This window comes from Dactylosporangium sp. CA-092794 (assembly GCF_050948465.1).
GTDB lineage: Bacteria > Actinomycetota > Actinomycetes > Mycobacteriales > Micromonosporaceae > Dactylosporangium.
In genome coordinates this window covers 228363-251473 of record NZ_CP192044.1, presented here as the reverse complement: position 1 = coordinate 251473, position 23111 = coordinate 228363, and the positions used below count along the sequence as shown (strand labels likewise).

General features: G+C 69.8%; 19 protein-coding genes and 2 pseudogenes. 2 read left to right on the top strand and 19 right to left on the bottom strand.

Translation table 11 applies throughout. From position 1 onward, the window contains the following. Nucleotides 1–598: 598 nt before the first annotated feature. Nucleotides 599–946: pseudogene (locus tag ACQPXD_RS01100) on the top strand (phage holin family protein); the annotation flags it as partial. A gap of 186 nt (nucleotides 947–1132) precedes the next feature. Then, nucleotides 1133–2080, top strand: a complete 948-nt coding sequence (gene rarD, locus ACQPXD_RS01095; protein WP_432833886.1) for an EamA family transporter RarD — start codon at nucleotides 1133–1135, stop codon at nucleotides 2078–2080. Between the two features lie 52 nt (nucleotides 2081–2132). Here rarD and ACQPXD_RS01090 read toward each other — a convergent pair whose 3' ends face one another. From ACQPXD_RS01090 to ACQPXD_RS01000, 19 genes and pseudogenes are all read right to left on the bottom strand, one after another. Then, nucleotides 2133–2906 carry an anti-sigma factor family protein gene (locus ACQPXD_RS01090; RefSeq protein WP_432833884.1) on the bottom strand — a complete coding sequence of 258 codons (774 nt, stop codon included), beginning with the start codon at nucleotides 2904–2906 and terminating at the stop codon, nucleotides 2133–2135. 32 nt (nucleotides 2907–2938) lie between these two features. Then, nucleotides 2939–3451 carry a sigma-70 family RNA polymerase sigma factor gene (locus ACQPXD_RS01085; protein ID WP_432833882.1) on the bottom strand — a complete coding sequence of 171 codons (513 nt, stop codon included), beginning with the start codon at nucleotides 3449–3451 and terminating at the stop codon, nucleotides 2939–2941. A gap of 145 nt (nucleotides 3452–3596) precedes the next feature. Next, complete coding sequence (locus ACQPXD_RS01080; protein ID WP_432833880.1) at nucleotides 3597–4373, bottom strand: IclR family transcriptional regulator; 777 nt, start codon at nucleotides 4371–4373, stop codon at nucleotides 3597–3599. A gap of 466 nt (nucleotides 4374–4839) precedes the next feature. Continuing rightward, nucleotides 4840–5862, bottom strand: a complete 1023-nt coding sequence (locus ACQPXD_RS01075) for a polyprenyl synthetase family protein (protein WP_432833878.1) — start codon at nucleotides 5860–5862, stop codon at nucleotides 4840–4842. 112 nt (nucleotides 5863–5974) lie between these two features. After that, nucleotides 5975–7510, bottom strand: a complete 1536-nt coding sequence (gene nuoN, locus ACQPXD_RS01070; protein WP_432833876.1) for an NADH-quinone oxidoreductase subunit NuoN — start codon at nucleotides 7508–7510, stop codon at nucleotides 5975–5977. Further along, a complete protein-coding gene (locus ACQPXD_RS01065) occupies nucleotides 7507–9036 on the bottom strand; it encodes an NADH-quinone oxidoreductase subunit M (RefSeq protein WP_432833874.1) in 1530 nt (509 codons plus the stop codon). The genes nuoN and ACQPXD_RS01065 overlap by 4 nt, the downstream gene beginning before the upstream one ends. Further along, entirely contained in the window at nucleotides 9033–10943 is a 1911-nt protein-coding gene (gene nuoL, locus ACQPXD_RS01060) for an NADH-quinone oxidoreductase subunit L (RefSeq protein WP_432833872.1), read from the bottom strand. Before nuoL ends, ACQPXD_RS01065 begins: the two co-directional genes overlap by 4 nt. A gap of 10 nt (nucleotides 10944–10953) precedes the next feature. Further along, nucleotides 10954–11253, bottom strand: coding sequence for an NADH-quinone oxidoreductase subunit NuoK (gene nuoK / locus ACQPXD_RS01055; protein ID WP_432833871.1), 300 nt, complete (start codon nucleotides 11251–11253; stop codon nucleotides 10954–10956). Next, nucleotides 11250–12020 carry an NADH-quinone oxidoreductase subunit J gene (locus ACQPXD_RS01050; RefSeq protein ID WP_432843543.1) on the bottom strand — a complete coding sequence of 257 codons (771 nt, stop codon included), beginning with the start codon at nucleotides 12018–12020 and terminating at the stop codon, nucleotides 11250–11252. Before ACQPXD_RS01050 ends, nuoK begins: the two co-directional genes overlap by 4 nt. Before the next feature lie 14 nt (nucleotides 12021–12034). After that, a complete protein-coding gene (nuoI, locus tag ACQPXD_RS01045; protein WP_432833869.1) occupies nucleotides 12035–12583 on the bottom strand; it encodes an NADH-quinone oxidoreductase subunit NuoI in 549 nt (182 codons plus the stop codon). A 1-nt stretch (nucleotide 12584) separates the two neighbouring features. After that, on the bottom strand, nucleotides 12585–13937 hold the full coding sequence (gene nuoH, locus ACQPXD_RS01040) for an NADH-quinone oxidoreductase subunit NuoH (protein WP_432833867.1): 1353 nt from the start codon (nucleotides 13935–13937) through the stop codon (nucleotides 12585–12587). Further along, a complete protein-coding gene (locus ACQPXD_RS01035) occupies nucleotides 13934–16414 on the bottom strand; it encodes an NADH-quinone oxidoreductase subunit G (protein WP_432833865.1) in 2481 nt (826 codons plus the stop codon). Before ACQPXD_RS01035 ends, nuoH begins: the two co-directional genes overlap by 4 nt. Beyond that, nucleotides 16414–17742 carry an NADH-quinone oxidoreductase subunit NuoF gene (nuoF, locus tag ACQPXD_RS01030; RefSeq protein WP_432833863.1) on the bottom strand — a complete coding sequence of 443 codons (1329 nt, stop codon included), beginning with the start codon at nucleotides 17740–17742 and terminating at the stop codon, nucleotides 16414–16416. The genes ACQPXD_RS01035 and nuoF overlap by 1 nt, the downstream gene beginning before the upstream one ends. A 5-nt stretch (nucleotides 17743–17747) precedes the next feature. Beyond that, nucleotides 17748–18437, bottom strand: a pseudogene (gene nuoE, locus ACQPXD_RS01025) (NADH-quinone oxidoreductase subunit NuoE); the annotation flags it as partial. After that, on the bottom strand, nucleotides 18437–19753 hold the full coding sequence (locus ACQPXD_RS01020) for an NADH-quinone oxidoreductase subunit D (RefSeq protein WP_432833861.1): 1317 nt from the start codon (nucleotides 19751–19753) through the stop codon (nucleotides 18437–18439). The gene ACQPXD_RS01020 and the pseudogene nuoE, both read right to left, overlap by 1 nt. Beyond that, nucleotides 19750–20370 carry an NADH-quinone oxidoreductase subunit C gene (locus ACQPXD_RS01015; protein ID WP_432843541.1) on the bottom strand — a complete coding sequence of 207 codons (621 nt, stop codon included), beginning with the start codon at nucleotides 20368–20370 and terminating at the stop codon, nucleotides 19750–19752. Before ACQPXD_RS01015 ends, ACQPXD_RS01020 begins: the two co-directional genes overlap by 4 nt. A 74-nt stretch (nucleotides 20371–20444) precedes the next feature. Next, nucleotides 20445–21131: a NuoB/complex I 20 kDa subunit family protein gene (locus ACQPXD_RS01010; protein WP_432833859.1), complete on the bottom strand. Its 687-nt coding sequence runs from the start codon at nucleotides 21129–21131 to the stop codon at nucleotides 20445–20447. Nucleotides 21132–21134: 3 nt separating this feature from the next. Further along, entirely contained in the window at nucleotides 21135–21500 is a 366-nt protein-coding gene (locus ACQPXD_RS01005; RefSeq protein ID WP_432833857.1) for an NADH-quinone oxidoreductase subunit A, read from the bottom strand. A gap of 147 nt (nucleotides 21501–21647) precedes the next feature. Beyond that, nucleotides 21648–22922, bottom strand: a complete 1275-nt coding sequence (locus tag ACQPXD_RS01000) for a geranylgeranyl reductase family protein (RefSeq protein WP_432843539.1) — start codon at nucleotides 22920–22922, stop codon at nucleotides 21648–21650. Nucleotides 22923–23111: the final 189 nt, after the last annotated feature.

Below are 23111 nucleotides of genomic sequence, written 5' to 3'. Positions count from 1 at the left end.
CGCGATGGCCGGCACGCGCGTCCCCAAAGCCACGGGCGGACACGATCCGCGACGCAGGTCTCACACTGCGGGCGCTGCTCGCCGTGGAGCACGGCGCGGGGCGACCGGAAGTCTCCGTGATCATGCCGTACCCGCTGCGACACCACGGGTTTTTCATGATCACGGAGAGTCCATGTACACCTGTGTACCGAAAGTCTCCGGGATCATGAAAAACCGTGGTGCGGCCGCCGCGCACATCATGATCACGGAGACATTCACCCGGCGCCGCCTGACCTGACATCGACCATGACGATCAAGCGCTGGCCATCTCGTGCACCACGCCTGGGAACGTGACCCCGAGCCGCGGGCGGAGCCGGGAGCGGCGCCGGGGGCGAGCCGGCAGCGGCGCCGGGGCGGGGCACGGGCGCGCGGGGACATGGAGCGGAGTCGGCCTCGAAGGTGGAGTCGGGGCGGGCTAGGAACAGGGCGGGCTGGGAACGGGGCGCGAGGGGGCGGTGGGGCGGGTGGACGATCGGGGGAACCCGGAGCTAACGATCGGGGGAAGAAGGGGTGATAGCGGGCTGTTCCGGGCTGGCGGCGGCATGACACCATCTCCGGCATGGGAATCCTCATCCGGCTTGCCGTGAGTGCGTTCACGCTTTGGCTGGCTACGTTGGTGATCTCCGGCATCACCGTGGGTGGCGATACCGGGCGCAAGGTGCTCACGCTGGTCGCGGTTGCGGCGATCTTCGGGATTGTCAACGCGGTGCTGCGGCCGATCATCAAGACGATCGGGTGTTGGGCGTACGTGTTGACGCTCGGGCTGGTGTCGCTCGTGGTCAACGGGGCGCTGTTGCTGCTCACCAGCACGATCGCGGACGCGATCGGGCTGGAGTTTCACGTCGACAAGTTCTGGCCTACGGCCGTGCTCGGGGCGCTGTTCATCGGGGTGGTCAGCTGGCTGATCAACTTCCTGATCCCGGACCGGGGGGACAAGGATCGTAAGCGGCGGGACTACGACTACGACCGTCGGCAGCCGCCGCCACGGCAGCAGTACGGCGGCGGGTACCAGAACTACCGGTGACCAACGCCATCCCGTGAGGGGTGGGCGACCGCCTGCCCCTTACCGGCGGGCTGCCTTAGCGTGTACGGCGTGGACCCGCTGCGCCGTGGATATCTCTCCGCCCTGCTCGCCAACACGCTCTGGGGCGTCTTCCCGCTGTACTTCCACGCGCTGCGGCCGGCCGGGGCGGTCGAGGTGCTCGCGCACCGGATCGTCTGGTCGCTCATCGTCGTGGCGCTGCTGCTGGCGGTCATGCGGCGGTGGCGGCGCCTCCGTGCGTTGCTGCGCGACCGGAGGCTGCTCGCCGGCATGACCGTCGCCGCGGTGTTCATCGCGGTGAACTGGGGCGTCTACATCTTCGCCGTGACGACGGACCGGGTCATCGAGGCGTCGCTGGGGTACTTCATCAATCCGCTCTTCGTCGTCCTGCTCGGCGTGGTCGTCCTGCGGGAGCGCCTCCGCACGGCCCAGTGGGTGGCGCTCGGCGTCGGCGCGGTCGCCGTCGTCGTGCTCAGCGTCGACTACGGGCGGCTACCCTGGATCGCGCTCACCCTCGCCGCCTCGTTCGGCTGCTACGGGCTGGTCAAGAAGCGGCTCGGGCCGCCCGCCGCGGAGGGGCTGTTCATCGAGTCGGCCGTGTTGACGCTGCCCGCCCTGGGCTACCTGGCGTGGCTGACCGCGCACCATCAGTCCACGTTCGGCACGGTGTCGGTGTCGCACTCGGTCATGCTGGCCGGCAGCGGGCTGCTCACCGCGGTGCCGCTGCTGCTCTTCGCCGAGGCCGCCAACCGCGTGCCGCTGACCGGGCTCGGCATCATGCAGTACCTGACGCCGACGATCCAGCTGGTTCTGGGCGTGACGGTGTTCGGCGAGCCGCTGCCGCCGGGGCGCTTGGCCGGGTTCGCGATCGTCTGGTGTGCCCTGGTGATCTTCACCTGGGATGCCTTGCGAGTTTCCCGGAGGAACCGGGCAGAACGCGACGGGGCGGCCGCCGCGGAGGGAGTTGCGGCGGCCGCCCCCGTCACGGTGAGTGAGTAGAGCGCCGAAAACCAAAGACCAAAAGACCAAAAACCAAGAAAGCGAGCAGAGTCTAGGACTCTAGCAGCGGAGTGCCGTCGCCCTTGCGGATCTCGATCCGCACGATATTTGTCCGGGGGATGGCGGTGTGGGCGGTGAGTTGGAGCTCGTCGCCGGAGCGGGCGCTCCAGGTGTCGATCTCCTCGGGCTGGCCCGAGCGGGGCACGACGACCAGCTTGTAGGTCCACGGCGTGGACGAACCCTGGCCCTCCTTGTAGGCGCAGCGCATCCGCACCAGCGTCCCCTCGTCGTCCGAGGACAGCGCGAGCGACGCCGTCACCGGCACGGTCGCGGCGACCTCCTGCATGGCGACGTAGTCCGGCTGCCCGACGCCGGCGGCCCGCACGCCGATGACCGCGACGACGCCCAGGAACGCCGCCACGAGCGCCGTGCCGGCCGTGCGCCAGCGACGGCGGCGGCGCTCGGTGCGCCGCACGCTGCGGGCCCGGTCGAGCACCCGCGGCAGGAGGGGGTCCACGGCGGCGCCGTTGACTTTCCCGGGGGTACCCCCGGAAGCCGCAAAGGTCGGTCCGGCCCACACGGCGGCCTCGTCCCCGCCGGGCGCGACGGTCGGGCCGGCCCAGCGCTCGGCGCCGGAGGCGACCGGCGAAGCATCGAGATCGGGCGGGTCTGACGCCAGGGCAATCCGCGCGGCGACCTCCGGATCCAGCCGGCCGAGCAGGCCCGGCAGGTCGGAGAACTCCGCCACCTCCGCACGGCACTCCGCACAACCGGCGAGATGCCGCTCGTATGCCTCGCGCTCGGGCGGCGACAACGCCCCCAGCACGTAGACAGCCGAGTCATGGAGGTGTTCACACCTCATTGCGTCACCCCCAACTCCTCCAATACGACTTTCAGCGAACGCAGTGCGTAGTAGGTCCGCGACTTGACCGTGCCGGCGGGCACGCCCAAGCGCTCTGCCGCCTCGGCGACGGAGCGACCCTGGTAGAAGCACTCCACCAGGACCTCGCGGTGCGGTCGGGACAGGTGGGTCAACGCCTCGGCGATGACCCAGGACTCCACCGCCCGCTCGGTCTCGTCGACCGTCACCGGTGTCTCCGGCAGTTGGTCGGTGAAGACCTCGCCCACCCGTGCGGAGCGTCGCCGCCACGCGTCGATGGCGAGGTTCCTGGCGGTGGTGAACAGCCAGGCACGGACCGAGCCACGGGCCGGGTCGAGCGCCTCGGGGTGTTGCCAGGCCCGCAGCAGGGTCTCCTGCACCAGGTCCTCGGCCCGTTGGCGGTCGCCGGTCAGTCGCAGGGCATGCGCGAACAGCGCGTCGCCATGCTCCGCATGGAGCGCCTTCAGCAGGTCAGCATCGTCTCTACTCACGCCTCGGTATGTTTCCGATCCCTTCCACCAGCTTCTACGCACTAATACGCAGAGAGGTTCAGCTCCGGCCCACATGTCACCGATGCGACATGACCTGCGCCGTCGCCGCGCGGGGCCCCGGCAAAGAGCCCTGCGACTGATGTTCCTACTCGGCGAGCGCGGTTGCCAGATGGTGGGCGGTGGCGAGCAGGCGGGTGCGGACGACCTTGGCCGAGGACATCAGCTCGGCGGGCGGCAGCGCGCAGGCCAGCACGACCCGGCGGTCCTGGTCACGGTCGTTGACGACCATGACGGCGGCGCAGGCCAGGCCCTGGCGGAACTGACCGATCTCGATCTGCATGCCGCGGCGCTCGCCGGCGGCCAGGTCGGAGTCGAGCGCCTCCGGCGAGGTGAGGGTGGCCGAGGTGTAGGCGCGCATGCCGTACTCCTTGAGGAACCGCCACCGCTGGTCGGCGCTCATCGTGGCGAGCAGCGCCTTGCCCAGCGCCGTGGCGTGCGCGGCCTCGTCGTAGCCGGGCACGAGCTCGTCCTGCGGCGGCGTGCGCGGCCCCTCCGCCATGGCCGTCACCGCGACCCGCCCGCCCACGAACCGGCCCAGGTAGTGGCTGTAGCCGGTCTCGGCGGCGGCGCGGCGCAGCCGGTCGATGACCGCGCTCGGTCCGCGGAAGGCGAGCACGAGCTCCCGATATCGGTCGGCGATTTCCAGGCCGACGACATAGGTGCCGTTCTCGCGGCGGATGACGTAGCCCTCGTACGCGAGCGTGCGCACCAGGTGATAGGTCGTGGCGACGGTGAAGTCACATCGCCGCGCGATCTGCTTCACGGTCAGGCCGCGTGGCGACTGACCGACCGCCTCCAGCACTCGTAGGGCCCTCGAAACGCTCCGGATGAGATCCGAGGGTTCGGCTTGTGGATCCCGCACCGCCGCCCTCCCCAGCCGCAGCAGTAACTGGAGTCACACCATATGAAATCGGAGAGGGTCGAGGGAACAATCTGATCATTTGTATCGCGAGGTGGGGGGATATCAGCCCGCTGCACATAGCGATGAATGCACCATACTGGACACCCAGATCGTGAAGGACCGTGCGCGACACGCCGGACAATATGAGTAGCCGTCGATTACCCACCGGTACACCTGAGTAAGTAATGACCATTCGACCGAGTACTTCGAAGCGTTGTCTTCACGGCTCGCTCCTGGCTGTTATCGCGTCGTCGCGACTTGTCGTCGGCTGGGGTACCGCGCCAGGTGGCATTGAGCAACGTGCACCTTGCGCGCGGAAATCCCCGCAATCGGTACCAACGCCAAAAAACCGGCGGACGCCCGGTGTGCACGACATTGACCGGAGTCGACGGTGGGGGTATGGAACGGAAACCGGCGCGGCGCCGCGTCAGTTGGTGCGGTCGGCGATGAAGTCGCAGAGCGACTCCAGCGCCATGCGGGCCGGCACCTCGGGCAGCACGGCGAGCGACGCCCGGGCGCTGTCGGCGTAGCCGCGGACCGTCTCCCGGGCCTGCTTGAGCGCCGCCGACTCGCGCAGCAGGCCGAGGGCCTCGGCGTGCAGGGCGTCGTCGGTCACCGGGCCGGCGGAAAGGATGTCGCGCAGGCGGACGGCGGCCGCGTCGTCGTCCGTGGAGGCCAGCGCGTAGAGCACCGGCAGCGTCGGCACGCCCTCGCGCAGGTCGGTGCCGGGCGTCTTGCCCGACTGGGTGCCGTCGCTGGCGATGTCGATGAGGTCGTCGGAGAGCTGGAAGGCGATGCCGAACGTCTCGGCGAAGGTCGCCAGGGCCTCCACCTGCTCCGGCGGGCAGCCGCCGAACATCGCGCCGAACCGGGCGCTGGTCGAGATCAGCGAGCCGGTCTTGTGCTTGAGCACGCGCAGGTAGTGGCGGATCGCGTCCTCGCCGTCCAGCGGACCGGCGGTCTCGTCGATCTGGCCGTGCACCAGCCGGGAGAACGTGCTCGCCTGGATCTTCACCGCCTCCACGCCGAGCTCGGCGGCCAGGTCGGCGGCCCGGGAGAACAGGTAGTCGCCGACCAGGATGGCCAGCGCGTTGCCCCAGCGCGAGTTGGCGCTGGGCGCGCCGCGGCGCACCGGGGCCTCGTCCATGACGTCGTCGTGGTAGAGGGTGGCCAGGTGGGTCAGCTCGACAACCGCGCCGGCGGTCACCACGTCGCGCGAGGTGGGGTCGCCGAACTGCGCGGCCAGGCCGACCAGCAGCGGCCGCACGCGCTTGCCGCCGGCGTCGACCAGGTGCCGGGCCGCCTCGGTGACCAGCGGGTTCGCGCTGTGCACGGAGTCGATCAGCACCGCCTCGACGTCCCGGAGGATCGCCATGACGCTGCGCTCCAGCTCCGGATCGGCGATGGTCAGCCCGACCGAGGCGCTCGACTGCACGGTTCCCGTACTCACCACAGCTCCAACGATGCCATACGTACTTCGGACTGCTGATACAGGGACGTCCCCGCGTGGCTGGACCACGGGGGACGTCCCTGCCGATACGACGTGCTACCTGCCGGACGAGCTAACTGAGGAACCGCCCCGCGTTCTGCGTCACCTCGAGCAACGGCCCCGGAGCGACGCCCAGCACGAGCGTCGCGACCGTGCCGATGACCAACGCGGCCGCCGTCATGGCGCCCGGGATGGACACGGCCGGCGTCGTCTCGCCCGGCTCGGACAGCCACATCATGACGACGACCCGCAGATAAGGGAAGGCCAGGATGGCGGAGCTCACCACGCCGGCGATCACCAGCCAGGTCTGGTTACCGTCGATGCCCGCCGCGAAGACGCCCACCTTGGCGGTGAATCCGCTGGTCAGGGGCAGGCCGGCGAAGGCCAGCAGGATGAAGGTGAAGAGCGAGGCGTAAAGCGGCGAGCGGCGGCCCAGCCCGGCCCAGCGCGAGAGGTGGGTGGCCTCTCCGTCGGCGTCGCGCACCAGGGTGACCACGCCGAACGCGGCCAGCACGGTGAAGCCGTAGGCCACCAGGTAGAACATCGAGCTGGACAGGCCCCGGTCGTTGAGCGAGATCACGCCGATGAGCACGTAGCCGGCGTTCGCGATCGAGGAGTAGGCGAGGAGGCGCTTGATGTCGGTCTGGGTGACCGCCAGGATGGCACCGATGATCATGGTGAGCACCGCGACCGTGCCGAGCACCGGCTGGATCGTCACCTTGGTGCCCTCGAAGCCGACGTAGACCAGCCGCAGCAGCCCGCCGAACGCGGCCACCTTGGTGCACGCCGCCATGAGCGCGGTGATCGGGGTCGGCGCGCCCTGGTACACGTCGGGCGTCCACACGTGGAACGGCACCGCGGCGGCCTTGAACAGCAGGCCGATCGCGAGCATCGCCAGGCCGATGTAGAGCAGGGTGTCGTCGTTGCCGCCGGTGCGGACCGCCGTCGCGATCGACTTGAAGTCGACCTGGCCGGCGTAGCCGTAGACCAGGGCGGTACCGAACAGGAAGAACGCCGAGGCGAAGGAGCCGAGCAGGAAGTACTTCATCGCGGCCTCCTGCGACAGCAGCCGCCGGCGGCGGGCCAGCGCGCAGAGCAGGTAGAGCGGCAGCGAGAAGACCTCGAGCGCGACGAACATGGTCAGCAGGTCGTTGGCCGTGGTGAACAGCAGCATGCCGCCCAGGGCGAACATCGCCAGCGGGAAGACCTCGGTCGCGCCGCCGGTGCGGGTCGCCTGCTCGCGGTCGCGGTCGGTATTGGCGGTGACCGCGGCCTGGGCCACGAACGCACCGCCCGGCTCCAGCGTCCGCTCGCCGATCAGCAGCAGCGCGACGATGCCCAGCACGATGATCCCGGCCGACAGGAACAGGCCCGGCTTATCGATGGCGACCGAGGTCGCCGCGGTGATCACCGGCTTGTCGCCCTGGCGGATCACCATGACGAGCGCGGCGACGAGCCCGGCCAGCGCCAGCGTGAGCTGGACCCGGTGGCGCACCCGGCGGGGCACGAAGCCCTCGACGAGCACCCCGACGCAGGCGACGCCGAAGAGGATCAGCATCGGGGCGAGCGCCGCGTAGTCCAGGTGCGGCAGTTGGAGTTTGTCGTTCACTTGCCGGCCTCCACGGTACCCACGGTGGCTTTCGGGTCGGTCTTGCCGACGTCCTGCATGGTCGCCTTCACCGCCGGGTTGATCACATCGGTGAGCGGCTTCGGGTAGAAGCCGAGCAGCAGGATCAGGGCGATCAGCGGGGCCACGACGACGGCCTCGCGCAGCGAGAGGTCGCGGCCCATGGCCTTGATCTCGGCGAGCTTCGGGTTCGGGGTGCCCTGGGTGGTGCGCTGGATCATCCACAGCACGTATCCGGCGGCGAGGATGATGCCGGCGGTCGCGATGATCGCGACCGTCTTGTTCACCGTGAACGTGCCGATGAGCACCAGGAACTCGGAGACGAAGGGCGAGGTGCCGGGCAGCGCGAGCGACGCCAGACCGGCGATGAAGAACACCCCGGCCAGCACCGGCAGCGCCTTGCCCGCGCCGCCGAAGTCGGTCACCAGCGCGCTGCCCCGCCGGGCCACCAGCATGCCGACGACCAGGAACAGCAGGCCGGTCGCCAGGCCGTGGTTGACCATGTAGAGGACCGCCCCGGTGCCGGCCTGCGTGGTGAACGCGAAGACGCCGATGCCGATGAAGCCGAAGTGGGCGATCGAGGTGTACGACACGAGCCGCTTGAGGTCCTTCTGCCCGATCGCGACCAGCGCGCCGTAGATGATGCCGATCAGCGCGAGCGTGAGCCCGAGCCAGGCGAAGTCCCTCGAGGCGCGCGGGAAGAGCGGGATGCAGTACCGCAGAATCCCGAACGTCCCGACCTTGTCCAGCACCCCGACGAGCAGGGCCGCGGCACCGGCCGGGGCCGCGCCACCGGCGTCGGGCAGCCAGGTGTGGAACGGGAAGAACGGCGCCTTGATCGCGAACGCGACGAAGAACCCGAGGAACAGCCAGCGCTCGGTGTTGACCGAGAAGTCGGCGTTGACCAGCGTCTGCCAGTCGAAGGTCTGCCCGCCCAGCACCCACAGGCCCACCAGCGCGGCCAGCATGAACAGGCCGCCGAGCAGCGAGTAGAGGAAGAACTTCACCGCCGCGTACTGCTTGTGCTGCCCGCCGTAGGAGCCGATGAGGAAGTACATCGGCACGAGCATGACCTCGAAGAACACGTAGAACAGGAACACGTCCTGCGCGGCGAAGACGCCGATCATCGTGCACTCCAGCGCCAGCAGCAGCGCGAAGTACGCCGGCACCGACCGTTTGCTGTGCTCCGCGTCGTGCCAGGAGGCCAGGATGACCAGCGGCACCAGCAGCGCGATCAGCGCGATCATGACCAGGGCTATGCCGTCGATGGCAAAGGTGAACTTCGCGCCCCACTGCGGGATCCAGGTCCACGAGTCGCGCAGCTGGAACCGCGCGCCATCGGGCTTGAACTGCGTCCACATGCCGACGCCGAGCGCCAGGACCAGCACCGACCAGCCCAGCGCGGCGCGCTTGACGAGTTCGGGCCGGTCCTTGGGCAGCAGCGCGACCCCCGCCGCGCCGACGAGCGGCGCGGCCGTGAGGACGGTCAGGTAGGGGAAGTGGCTCATCCGAACCTCACCGCAAGCGTGGCGGCCACCACGAGCACCGCACCTCCGAGGATGGAAAGGGCGTAGGAGCGCACGAACCCGGTCTGGGCCCGGCGCAATCGGCCCGACCCGCCGCCGACGCCCGCCGCCAGGCCGTTGACCAGCCCGTCGATGCCGCGGTTGTCGAGGTAGACCAGGGCTCGGGTCAGGTAGCGGCCCGGTGCCTCGAACACGATCTCGTTGAACGAGTCGGTGTAGAGGTTGTTGCGCGCGGCGGTCACCAGCGGGCCGGCCGGCTGCTCCTGCAGGGCGGTGCCCCGGCGGAACAGGGCCCAGGACAGGCCGCCGCCGATCAGCACGACCACGACGCCGATGACGCTCATGAGCACCTCGTTGAGGTGGCGCGCCGGCTCGGGGTGCTCGGAGCCGTAGAGCGGGGTCAGCCAGTCGGGCACCGAGGTGGCCAGCAGGCCACCGGCCGCGACCGAGCCGACCGCCAGCACGATGAGCGGGATCGTCATGACCGACGGCGACTCGTGCGGGTGCTTGATGTCCTCGGTCCAGCGCTCCGGGCCGTGGAAGGTGAGGATGAACAGCCGGGTCATGTAGAAGGCGGTCAGGCCGGCACCGAGCAGCGCCGCGCCGCCGTAGAGCCAGCCAGTCCAGCCCGCCCGCTCGAACGCCGCGGTGATGATCGGCTCCTTGGAGAAGAAGCCGGACAGCGGCGGGATGCCGATGATCGCGAGCCAGCCCAGGCCGAACGTGACCCAGGTGATCCTCATGTACTTCCAGAGCCCGCCGAAGCGCCGGATGTCGGTCTGGTCGTGCATGCCGTGCATGACCGAGCCGGCACCGAGGAACATGCCGGCCTTGAAGAAGCCGTGCGCCAGCAGGTGGATCAGCGCGAGCGCGTAGGCCGCGCCGCCGAGCCCGACGCCCAGGAACATGTAGCCGATCTGGCTCACCGTCGACCAGGCCAGGACCCGCTTGATGTCGTCCTTGGCGCAGCCGATGATGCAGCCGATCAGCAGCGTCAGCGCGCCGACGGAGACCACCACGGTCTGCGCGTCCGGCGAGGCGTCGAAGATCGGGTGCGAGCGGGCGATCAGGTAGACGCCCGCGGTCACCATCGTCGCCGCGTGGATCAGGGCCGAGACCGGGGTCGGGCCCTCCATCGCGTCGGGCAACCACGCCTGCAGCGGGAACTGGCCGGACTTGCCGGCCGCGCCGAGCAGCAGCAGGAGCGCCATGACCAGGACCGTGCCCTGGCTCAGGCCGTGCACGCTGTTGAACACCTCGGCGTAATTCACCGTGCCGAAGTACGCGAACATCATGAAGATCGCGATGGCCAGGCCGGCGTCGCCGACCCGGTTCATCAGGAACGCCTTCTTGCCGGCCGTCGCCGCGCTCGGGCGCAGGTACCAGAAGGAGATCAGCAGGTAGGACGCGAGGCCGACGCCCTCCCAGCCGAAGTACAGCATCACGTAGTTGTTGCCGAGGACCAGCAACAGCATCGCGGCGATGAACAGGTTGAAGTACCCGAAGAACTTGCGCCGGCCCGGGTCGTGCTCCATGTAGCCCACCGCGTAGAGGTGGATCAGCGCGCCGACGCCGGTGATGAGCAGCACGAACATCGCCGACAGCGGGTCGAACAGCAGGCCCATGTCGACGTGGAAGTTTCCGACGCCGATGTAGTCCCACAGCTTCAGCTCGACGCCGTTGCGGTTCTCAAGGCCCCGCAGCGTGAAGAAGTACGTCAGCCCCAGCACGAATGCCACGGCGACGCTCAGCACGCCGAGCCAGTGACCCCAGCGGTCGGCCCGCTTGCCGAGCAGCAGCAGCACTGCCGCGCTGGCCAGCGGGATCGTCGGGAGCAGCCAGAACGAGCCCAGCCACCCGGTCGCCGCCGAGTAGGCGATTGGTTCCACCACCCGCTCCTTAGTACTTCAGCAGGTTCGCGTCGTCGACGCTGGCCGAGCGTCGAGTACGGAAGATCGACATGATGATCGCCAGGCCGACGACGACCTCGGCCGCCGCCACGACCATGACGAAGAACGCCATGATCTGCCCGTCGAGCGTGCCGTTGATCCGGCTGAACGTGACCAGCGCGAGGTTGGCCGAGTTCAGCATCAACTCGATGCACATGAACAGCACGATCGCGTTCCGGCGGATCAGCACGCCCACCGCGCCGATCGTGAACAGGATCGCCGCCAGGACGATGTAGTACGTCGGAGTCACTTCTCGGTCCCCTTTGGTGCGACGTCGGCGGACGTCAACTCCCGGGTCGGGAGGATCTTGGAGATGCTGCGGTCGGACGGAGTGCCGTCGGGCAGCCGGGCCGGGGTCGCCACCGAGTCGGAGCCGGCGAAGACACCGGGGCCGGGCTTGGGCGCCGGGTAGTTGCCCGGGCGGAACCGGGCCACCATGCGCTCCGGCTGGCTGACCTTGTCTTCCTTGCGCTTCTCGATGTGCGCCAGGATCATCGCGCCGACCGCGGCGGTGATCAGCAGGGCCGAGGTGACCTCGAAGACCCAGACGTACTTGGTGAAGAGCAGCCGGGAGATGCCGATCACGTTGCCGGCCGCGTTGGCGTCGGCCAGGCCCTTCGGCTCCATGCCGCCGAGGGCTCGGTAGAGCCCGATGCCCAGCAGCAGCGCCAGGCCCAGGCCCAGCACCATGGCCGCCATCCGCTGCCCGCGCAGCGTCTCGATCAGCGAGTCCGAGGAGTCGCGGCCGACGAGCATCAGCACGAACAGGAACAGCATCATGATGGCGCCGGTGTAGACGATGATCTGCACCATGCCGATGAACGGGCCGGCCTGCAGGACGTAGAACACGCCCAGGCTCATCATCGTGATGATCAGCGACAGCGCGGAGTGCACCGCGTTGCGGGCCCAGACCATGCCGATCGCGCCGAGCACGGCGAGCGGAGCGAGGATCCAGAAGGTGACGGCCTCGCCGCCCTTCACCTCGCCGGCGCCCGCGGCCAGCGTCTGCAGCGCCAGGGTGCCGTTGGCGGTCACGAGTGCACCCCCTTGTAGCGCTCCGCCCCGGCCGAGGTGCCGGGGTTCTCCAGCGCGCCGACGTAGTAGTCCTTGTCGGTGTCGCCCAGCCGCATGTCGTGCGGCGGGCGCTCCATCCCCGGCAGCAGCGGCGCGAGCAGCTGCTCCTTGGTGAAGATCAGGTCGCGGCGGTTGTCGCGGGCCAGCTCGTACTCGTTGCTCATGGTCAGCGAGCGGGTCGGGCACGCCTCGATGCACAGCCCGCAGAAGATGCAGCGGGCGTAATTGATCTGGTACGTCTGGGCGTAGCGCTCGCCCGGCGAGAACCGCGCCTCGTCGGTGTTGTCGGCGCCCTCGACGTAGATCGCGTCCGCGGGGCACGCCCACGCGCACAGCTCGCAGCCGATGCACTTCTCCAGCCCGTCCGGCCACCGGTTGAGAATGTGCCGGCCGTGGTACCGCGGGGCAGGCGGCTTGCGCTGCTCCGGGTACTCCTCGGTGACCACCTTCTTGAACATGTGCGAGAAGGTGACCCCGAACCCCTTGAGGGTTCCACCAATAGACACGTCAGTTCTCCTTGCCGGTCGGGACGGTTTCCCGCTCGACGATCACGCGCTTGACCCGCGGGCTGGGCGGCACCTCGAGGTTCAGCGGCGGCAACGGGAAGCCGTCGGCGCCGCCGACCCGGCCGCCCGGGCTCGGCTGGGGCAGGTCGGCCAGCGGCTGGCGGCGGGCGCGCTGGAAGGCGACCAGCACGAACACCAGCACCACCAGCGCGGCCACGCCGACGATCACGCCGGTGCGCTGGCCCGTGCTGAGCTCGTCGTGCTTCTGCACCACGCGGATGCCCGACAGGGCCAGGATCCAGACCAGGTTGGCCGGGATGAGGACCTTCCAGCCGAAGCGCATGAACTGGTCGTAGCGCAGCCGGGGCAGCGTGCCGCGCAGCCACACGAAGACGAACAGGATCAGCAGCACCTTGATGGTGAACCACAGCACCGGCCACCAGCCCTGGTTGGCGCCGTCCCAGAGCGAGATCGGCCACGGGGCGCGCCAGCCGCCCAGGAACAGCGTCGTGCACAGGCCGGAGACGGTGACCATGTTGACGTACTCGGCGAGGAAGAACAGCGCGAACTTCAGCGACGAGTACTCGGTGTGGAAGCCACCGACCAGCTCGGACTCGGCCTCGGGCAGGTCGAAGGGCGCGCGGTTGGTCTCGCCGACCGCCGACGTGAAGTAGATCAGGAAGCTCGGGATGAGCAGGATGGCGTACCACGCGGGCAGGTGCCAGGTCATGCCGAACACGTTCGCCGTGCCGTTGCCGGCCTGCGCCGCGACGATCTGCGAGGTGGACATCGAGCCCGACACCAGGAAGACCGACACGATCGACAGGCCCATCGCGACCTCGTACGAGATCATCTGGGCGCTCGAGCGGAGGCCGCCGAGCAGCGGGTACGTCGACCCGGAGGCCCAGCCGCCCAGCACCACGCCGTAGATGCCCATCGAGGAGCAGGCGAGCACCAGCAGTACCGCCACCGGAATATCAGTCAGCTGCAGCGGCGTGTGCGTGCCGAAGACCGACACCGTCGGGCCGAACGGGATCACCGAGAAGGCCGTGAACGCGCAGATGGTGGAGATCACCGGCGCGAAGAAGAAGACCACCTTGTCCGCCAGGCGCGGCATGATGTCTTCCTTGAAGGCCAGCTTCAGGCCGTCGGCGAGCGACTGCAGCAGGCCGAAGGGGCCGTTGCGGTTCGGGCCGGGCCGGACCTGCATCCGGGCGACGACCCGGCGCTCGTACCAGATGGCGAAGAGCGTCATGACGACCAGGAACGCGAAGATCACGATGACCTTCGCGAGCACCAGCCACCAGGGGTCCTTGCCGAACTGGTCGAGGTTGCCGTAGGCAATTGGCGTCATTTCGCGCTACCCCCAGTGCTGATCTCGACCAGGGCGCCCTCGGTCACGCCGAGCGTGCGGCGCAGCGTCGAGCCCGGTGAGTTCGTCGGGATCCACACAACCCCGTCGACCATGTCGGTGACCAGGGCCGGCAGGGTGATCGCGCCCCGCTCGGTGCCCACCGTCACCGGGTCCCCGTCGACCACGCCCAGGTCGGCCGCGGTGCTCTTGGAGATCCGGACCACCGCGGGGCGGGCGGTGCCGGCCAGGTGGCCGTCCCCGTCCTGCAGCGAGCCGCTGTCGATCAGGTGGTGCCAGGAGGCGAGGATCGCCTGGCCGCCGGCCGGCCTGGCGATCTCGGCCGGTGCGACGTCCGGCGCGGTGCCGCGCACCAGGCTCGGGTTGCCGGCGCCGACCGTGCCCACCGTGGCGGTGCCCGGCAGCGGCAGCTGGGCGAGCGCCGCCAGCTGCGCCCGGACCGCCTCGACGGAGGCGACCCCGAGCTGCGCGCCGAGCTCGCGGCCCAGGGTGTCCAGCACCCGGCCGTCGCTCATCGCCTGGGTCTTGAGCACGATGCCGAACGGGCGGACCCGGCCCTCCCAGTTGACGTACGACCCGGACTTCTCCGCCGCCGGCGCGACCGGCAGGACGACGTCGGCGCGCTTGGCGACGGCGCTCATCCGCAGCTCGAGGCTGACCAGGAAGCCGACGTTGTCCAGGGCTTCCTCGGCGGCGATCGGGTCGGCCAGGTCGGCCGGGTCGACGCCGCCGACAACCAGCGCGCCCAGCCGGCCCTCGCGGGCCGCCGTGACGATGCCGTCGGTGTCGCGGCCGGAGGCGCTGGGCAGCACGCCCGCGTCGAGGCCCCAGGCCGCCGCGACCTCGCTGCGCGCGGCCGGGTCGAAGACCTGGCGGCCGCCGGGCAGCAGGGTCGGCAGGACGCCGGCCTCGACCGCGCCCCGGTCGCCGGCCCGGCGCGGCACCCAGGCGAGCCGGGCACCGGTGGCCTCGGCCAGCCGGGCCGCGGCGGACAGGCCGCCGGGCACGCTCGCCAGCCGCTCGCCGACGAAGAGGATCGCGTCCTCGGCCGAGAGCGCCTCGCGCAGCTGCTCGGACTCGCCGAGCACCGCCGCCTCCGCGCCCGGGGCGGTGAGGATGACCGTCGCGCCGAGCTTCTCGAAGCCGCGGCTGACGAAGGGCGCCACCGCGTAGCTGGCCAGGCCGCGCTTGAGGTACGCCTTGCGGGCCCGCAGGAAGATGATCGGGCACTCCTCCTCGGGCTCCAGCCCGACGAAGGCGACCGCGGGGGCGCGCTCGATGTCGGCGTAGGTGACCCCGAACTCCCCACCTGCCCGCCCGACGACGTGGGAGCCCAGGAACTCGGTCTCCTCCGCCGACAGCGGCCGGGCCCGGAAGTCGATGTCGTTGGTGCCGAGCGCGACCCGGGCGAACTTCGAGTAGGCGTAGGCGTCCTCGACGGTGAGCCGGCCGCCGGCCAGCACCCCGACGCCGCCGTTGTCCTTCGCGGCGGCCAGGCCGGCCGCGGCCACCGAGAGCGCCTCGGGCCAGCTCGCCGTGCGCAGCTCGCCGGTCTTGGCGTCGCGCACCAGCGGGGTGGTCAGCCGGTCGGTGGCGGTGACGTACTGGAACGCGAAGCGCCCCTTGTCGCAGTTCCACTCCTCGTTGACCGCCGGGTCGTCGCCGGCCAGGCGGCGCATGACCTTGCCCCGGCGGTGGTCCGCCCGCTGGTCGCAGCCGGCCGCGCAGTGCTCGCAGGCGTTCGGCGTGGAGACCAGGTCGAAGGGGCGGGCCCGGAAGCGGTACTGCGAGCTGGTCAGCGCGCCGACCGGGCAGATCTGGATGGTGTTGCCGGAGAAGTAGCTGTTGAACGGCGCGTCGTCCTCGGGCGAGTCGGGGTCGCCGCGGAACACGCCGATCTGCTCGTTGGACGAGCGCTCCATCAGGTCGATGAACTTGTCGCCGGCGATCTCGTCGGAGAAGCGGGTGCAGCGCTGGCACAGCACGCACCGCTCGCGGTCGAGCAGCACCTGCGTGCTGATCGGCAGCGGCTTCGGGTACTCCCGCTTGTGCTCGACGAACCGGGACTCGGCCTGACCGTTGCTCATCGCCTGGTTCTGCAGCGGGCACTCGCCGCCCTTGTCGCAGACCGGGCAGTCGAGCGGGTGGTTGATCAGGAGGAACTCCATGATTCCCTCCTGGGCCTTCTTGGCCACCTCGGAGGTCACCTGGGTCCGCACGACCATGCCCTCGGCCACCGGCTGCGTGCAGGAGGCCACCGGCTTGCGCTGGCCCTCGATGTCGACCAGGCACTGCCGGCAGGCGCCGGCCGGGGCCAGCAGCGGGTGGTCGCAGAACCGCGGGATCGAGGTGCCGATCTGCTCGGCGGCGCGGATGACGAGCGTGCCCTTGGGCACCTCGACCTCGACGCCATCGATGGTCAGCTTGACCAGATCGGTCTTGGGAACCACATCGGTCATCAGTGCGCTCCTACCAGCTCACCGTGGAACATCGGCGCCTTGCGGCCCTCGATGTAGTCCAGGTAGTCCTGCTTGAAGTACTTGATCGAGGACGTCACCGGGCTGGTCGCGCCGTCGCCGAGCGCGCAGAACGAGCGGCCCAGCAGGTTGTCGCAGGCGTCCAGCAGCGTGTCGAGGTCCTGGTGGGTGCCCTGGCCGGCGAGGATGCGGTGCAGGATGCGGACCATCCAGTAGTTGCCCTCGCGGCACGGCGTGCACTTGCCGCACGACTCGTGGTGGTAGAAGGCGATCCACCGGTAGGTCGCGTAGACGATGTCGTCCTGGTCGGAGAAGACCTGCACGGCGGTGGTGCCGAGCATCGTGCCGGCCCCGGCCATGCCCTCGAAGTCCAGCGGGATGTCGAGGTGCTCGTCGGTGAGCATCGGCGTCGAGGAGCCGCCCGGCGTCCAGAACTTCAGCCGGTGGCCGGGCTGCATCCCGCCGGCCAGGTCGATGAGCTGGCGCAGCGTGACGCCGAGGCCGCACTCGTACTGCCCGGGGTGGTTGACCCGGCCGGAGATCGAGTAGATCTTCGGGCCCGGGGACTTCTCCGTGCCCATGCTGCGGAACCAGGCGGCGCCGCCGAGCACGATGTAGGGCACGCTGGCGATCGTCTCGACGTTGTTGACGACCGTCGGGGAGGCGTAGAGGCCGTGGGTCGCCGGGAACGGCGGGCGCAGCCGGGGCTGGCCGCGGTAGCCCTCCAGCGAGTCCAGCAGCGCCGTCTCCTCGCCGCAGATGTAGGCCCCGGCGCCGCTGTGCACGACCAGGTCGAGGTCGAAGCCGCTGCCCAGGATGTCGGTGCCGAGGTAGCCCTTGGCGTAGGCCTGCTCGACCGCGGCGCGCAGCCGGCGGGCGGCGTGCACCGCCTCACCGCGGATGTAGATGGCGGCGAAGTTGGCCCGGATGGCGTACGACGCGATGATGACGCCCTCGACCAGCGCGTGCGGGTCGGCCATCATCAGCGGCAGGTCCTTGCAGGTGCCCGGCTCGCCCTCGTCGGCGTTGACGACCAGGTAGTGCGGCTTGCCGTCGTTCTGCGGGATGAAGCCCCACTTCATGCCGGTCGGGAAGCCGGCGCCGCCGCGGCCGCGCAGGCCGGAGTCCTTCACCAGCTGGATCAGGTCGTCCGGGTGCGAGCTGAACGCCTTGCGCAGCGCGGTGTAGCCGTCGAGGCGCTCGTACACGTCGATCTTCCACGCGTCGGGCGACAGCCAGCGCTTGGTGAGCACCGGAGTGAGCTTCGACAGCGACTCCTGCGAGGGCTGGTACTGCAGGGAGGTGGTCATTACTTCGCCTCGTCCTTCTTGGCGATGGGCGTCTCCGGGTCGAAGCCCGGCACCGCGATCCCGAAGCGCTCGGCGAGCCGGTTGCCCGCGAGCGTCGGCGCTCCGGCCGGCCCGTCGGCGATGACCTCGTCGCCCCGGTCGTCGGCGAAGCCCGCGAGCTGCACCGCCATCTCCTTGAGCGTGCAGAGCCGGGTGCCCCGGGAGGGCTGCGGGCGCTCGCCGTTCTGCAGCTGCTTGACCAGCTCCAGCGCGCTGTCGTCGGTCACCTGGTCGAAGAACTCGTAGTTGACCGTCATGACCGGCGCGTAGTCGCAGGCGGCCAGGCACTCGGCGTGCTCGAGGGTGATCTTGCCGTCGGTCGTCGTCTCGTCGTGCCCGACCTCGAGGTAGTCGCTCAGGGCCTGGTACGCCCGGTCGCCGCCGAGCACGCCGCACATGGTGTTGGTGCAGACGCTCACCAGCCAGTCGCCGGTCGGCTTGCGCTTGTACATGGTGTAGAACGTCGCGACCGCGCCGACCTGGGCCTTGGTGATCCCCAGGATCTCGGAGCAGAAGGCGATGCCGTCCGGGGAGACGAACCCCTCCTCCGACTGCACCAGGTGCAGCAGGGGCAGCAGGGCGGAGCGCGAGCGACCCTCGGGGTAGCGCGCGACGATCTGACGCGCGCGCTCGCGCGTGACCTCACTGAACACCATTAACGATCACACCCACCCATGACGGGGTCGAGCGAGGCGCCACCCACGATGACGTCGGCGAGCAGGCCGCCCTCCGCCATCGCCGGGATCGCCTGCAGGTTGACGAAGCTGGGCTCCCGGTAGTGCACGCGGAAGGGGCGCGTGCCGCCGTCGGAGACCGCGTGCACGCCGAGCTCGCCGCGGGGCGCCTCGATCGGCACGTACACCTGGCCGGGCGGCACCCGGAAGCCCTCGGTCACCAGCTTGAAGTGGTGGATCAGGGCCTCCATCGACTGGCCCATGATCTTCGCGACGTGCTCCAGGGAGTTGCCCAGGCCGTCGCCGCCGATCGCGAGCTGCGCCGGCCACGAGATCTTCTTGTCGGCGATCATGATCGGGCCCGGCTCCAGCCGGTCCATCGCCTGCTGGACGATCCGCAGCGACTGGCGCATCTCGTTGAGCCGCACCTTGTACCGGCCCCACGCGTCGGCGGTCTGCTCGGTCGGGACCTCGAAGTCGTAGGTCTCGTAGCCGGCGTACGGCTGGGTCTTGCGCAGGTCCCAGGCCAGCCCGGCGGAGCGCAGCACCGGCCCGGTGATGCCCAGGGCCACGCACCCGGTCACGTCGAGCACGGCCACACCCTGGGTGCGCTCGCGCCAGATCGTGTTGCCCGAGAGCAGGTCCTCGTACATGTCGATGCGGTCCGGCATCCAGCCGAGCAGCTCGCGGATCTTCGCCGCGGCCTCGTCCGTCAGGTCCTGGGCCAGGCCGCCCGGGCGGACATACGCGTGGTTCATCCGCAGGCCGGAGACCAGCTCGAAGATGTCCAGGATGTACTCGCGCTCGCGGAACCCGTAGATCATCATCGACAGGGCGCCGAGCTCCATGCCGGTCGTGGCGAGCCAGACCAGGTGGGAGGAGATCCGGTTGAGCTCCATCATCAGGACGCGGATCGTCTTGGCCCGCTGCGTGATCTGGTCCTCGATGCCGAGCAGCTTCTCGACCGCCAGGCAGTAGCCGGTCTCGTTGAACATCGGCGCGAGGTAGTCCATGCGGGTCACGAACGTCGTGCCCTGGGTCCAGTTGCGGAACTCGAGGTTCTTCTCGATGCCCGTGTGGAGGTACCCGATGACGGTCCTCGCCTCGATGACCGTCTCGCCCTCGAGCTCGAGCACCAGGCGCAGCACGCCGTGCGTGGAGGGGTGCTGCGGCCCCATGTTGACGACGATGCGCTCCTCGGAGCCGACCTCGTTGACGACCGTGTCCCAGTCGCCGCCGGTGACGGTGAAGACCTTGCCCTCGGTGGTTTCGCGGGCGGCCGCGTAGTCGGTGGTCACAGGTAACTCCTCCGCTGGTCCGGCGGCGGGATCTCCGCACCCTTGTACTCGACCGGCACGCCGCCGAGCGGGTAGTCCTTCCGCTGCGGGAAGCCCTCCCAGTCGTCCGGCATGAGGATCCGGGTCAGGTTCGGGTGGCCGTCGAAGACGATGCCGAACATGTCGTAGGTCTCCCGCTCCTGCCAGTCGGCGGTCGGGTAGACCTGCGTGACGCTGGGCAGGTGCGGGTCCTCGGCGGTGACCGCGCACTCCAGCCGGATGCGGCGGCGGAAGGTCATCGAGGTGAGGTGGTACACCGCGTGCAGCCGCCGGCCGTCGGAGCCGAGGTAGTCCGCGCCGGACACCGACGAGCACAGCTCGAAGCGCAGCGCGGGGTCGTCACGCAGCGACTGGCAGACCTCGGCGATGCGCTCCGGCACGATGTACAGCGTGAGCTCGCCGCGGTCGACCACGATCCGCTCGATCGCGTCGTGGAAGCCGGGGTAGGCCTCCTCCAGCGCGTCGACGACCTCGTCGAAGTCGCCGCCGAACGGCCGCGGCGAGTCGAGGTCGGCCCGGCGCCGGCGGCGCAGGCCACCGAAGCCCGAGGTGTCGCCGGTGCCCTGGACGCCGAACATGCCGCGCCCCGCGCCGCCCGACGGCGGCGTCTGGGCCGCGGCGCCGAGCTGGGCGCCGACCGGCTCTACTTCAGTCACTTGTTGCCCCCCTTGGTTGCGGGGTTCGCCAGGCTCGCGCGCTCTTCCATCCACTTCTGGATGCGCAGTTGCTCCTCGCGACCCGCGGCGGCGGCCTTGGTCCACTCGGCGCGCTTGGCCTTGTCGAAGCGGTAGCTCGACGGCATCGCGCCGGGCGCCACCACGGGCGCGCCCTCGCGCTCGACCCGCGCCTCGATCGCGCGGCGGCGCCGGTCGCCCAGCGACTCGGCCATGACCTTGTCGTGCAGGCGCAGGATGGCGTCGATCAGCATCTCCGGCCGCGGCGGGCAGCCGGGCAGATACATGTCGACGGGGACGATGTGGTCCACGCCCTGCACGATCGCGTAGTTGTTGAACATGCCGCCGCTCGAGGCGCAGACGCCCATCGAGAGCACCCACTTGGGCTCGGGCATCTGGTCGTAGATCTGGCGGAGCACGGGGGCCATCTTCTGGCTCACGCGGCCGGCGACGATCATCAGGTCGGCCTGGCGGGGACTCGCCCGGAAGACCTCCATGCCGAAGCGCGCCAGGTCATAACGCGCCGCGCCGGTCGCCATCATCTCGATGGCGCAGCAGGCCAGGCCGAACGTGGCCGGCCAGAAGCTGGCCTTTCGCGACCAGTTGACCAGCTTCTCGACGGTGGTCAGCAGGACGCCGGTCGGTACCTTTTCCTCGATGCCCATAACTCAGTCCCAATCCAGGCCGCCGCGGCGCCAGACGTAGGCGAACGCGACGAACACGGTGACGATGAACAGCACCATCTCCACGAACCCGAACAGGCCGAGCGCGTCGAAGTTCACGGCCCACGGGTACAGGAAAATGATCTCGATGTCGAAGACGATGAACAGCATCGCGGTCAGATAGAACTTGACCGGGAACTTGCCGCCCCCGACGGGCTGCGGGGTCGGCTCGATGCCGCACTCGTAGGCGTCGAGCTTGGCTTTGTTGAATCGGCGCGGCCCGACGAACGGCGCGACCGCCACCGAGAACAGCGCGAAAGCGGCGGCTAGGGCGAAGAGCCCGAGAATCGGTACGTACGGCGCGAGCGACATCGTGCTGCTCCGTCCTTTCGGCGAGCCCGCGGGGCGGTCAGCTCCGGGGACCACTCTTTGCGTATGCGGTTTAACACTATTCGGTAATACGTGGACGGCATCGTCCGGGGCTACCCCAAATGTGGCCTTGGCCAGTGTCTTTGGGGGTCAAGCCGCCGGCGCCAGCCGGGTCATCGCGTTGATCACGCGGTCCATCGCGTCGCCGCCCCGAGGGTCGGTGAGATTGGCGAGGAGCTTCAGCACGAACCGCATGAGGGTCGGGTGTGGCATGCCGTGCTTGGTGGCGATCCGCATGACCTGCGGGTTGCCGATCAGCTTCACGAACACGTTGCCGAGCCGGTAGTAACCGCCGTAGCGGGCCTTGAGCTCGGTGGGGTAGTTGGCGAGCACGCGCTCGCGCGCGGTGCCCTGCGGGCGGGCCAGCGCCTGGACGGCGATCTCCGCCGCCAGCTCGCCGGACTCCATGGCGTAGGCGATCCCCTCGCCGTTGAAGGGGTTGACCATGCCACCGGTGTCGCCGACGAGGAGAACGCCCCGGGAGTAGTGCGGCACCCGGTTGAACCCCATCGGCAGCGCCGCGCCCTGAGGCTTGCCGTCGGCGTTGGCCGGGTCGGACAGGCCCCAGTCGGCCGGCGTGTTGTCCAGCCAGTCGGCGAGCAGCGTCTTGTAGTTGGTCTTGCCGTAGGCGACGCTGCTGTTCAGCACGCCCAAGCCGACGTTGACCCGGCCGTCGCCGAGGCCGAAGATCCAGCCATATCCCGGCAGGAGCTTGTCGCCGGACTCGCGGCTGCGCAGCTCCAGCCACGACTCGAGGTAGTCGTCGTCGTGACGCGTCTCACTGCGGAAATACTGCCGGACGGCCACGCCCATCGGCCGATCATCGCGCTTGGCGATGCCCAGCGCGAGCGCGAGCCGCCCCGACACGCCGTCGGCGGCGATGACCAGCGGCGCGCGGAACTCCAGCGGCTCCCGCTCGGCCCCGGTGGCGGTCACGCCGACGACCCGCCCGGTGCGGTCGAGGATCGGCCCGGTGACGTTGGTCCCGCTGCGCAGCACGGCGCCCGCGTCGGTCGCGGCCGTGGCGAGCATGTGGTCGAAGTCCATCCGGGTGCGGGTCAGCCCGTAGTCGGGGAAGCTCGCGAGATCGGGCCAGTCGAGCTCGAGGCGCACGCCGCCGCCGATCACGCGCAGGCCGCGGTTGTGCAGCCAGCCCTTCTCCGCGGTGGTGTCGATGCCCATCTTGATCAGCTGTTTCACCGCGCGGGGCGTGAGCCCGTCGCCGCACACCTTCTCGCGCGGGAACTCCGTCTTCTCCAGCAGCAGCACCCGCAGCCCGTGCCGGGCGAGGTGGAACGCCGCGGACGACCCGCCCGGCCCGGCGCCGACGACGATGACGTCCGCGTCTTTTCCGGTGTCGGTCACCACCGTCACACCTCCCACCTTGTGCCGCTGCTTCGTTCAGCTTCCGCTCAGCTTGCGTGCGACTTTGCGTCCCGTCCCGGGTTCGTGAAAGTCTTCACAAAGTCGTCCGTGGAGCAGTCTAGAACCGTGAAGTGCTGACCTGTCGGTAAGGCGACCCTAATTTTTCACCCGTACGGTCACCACGGCGGC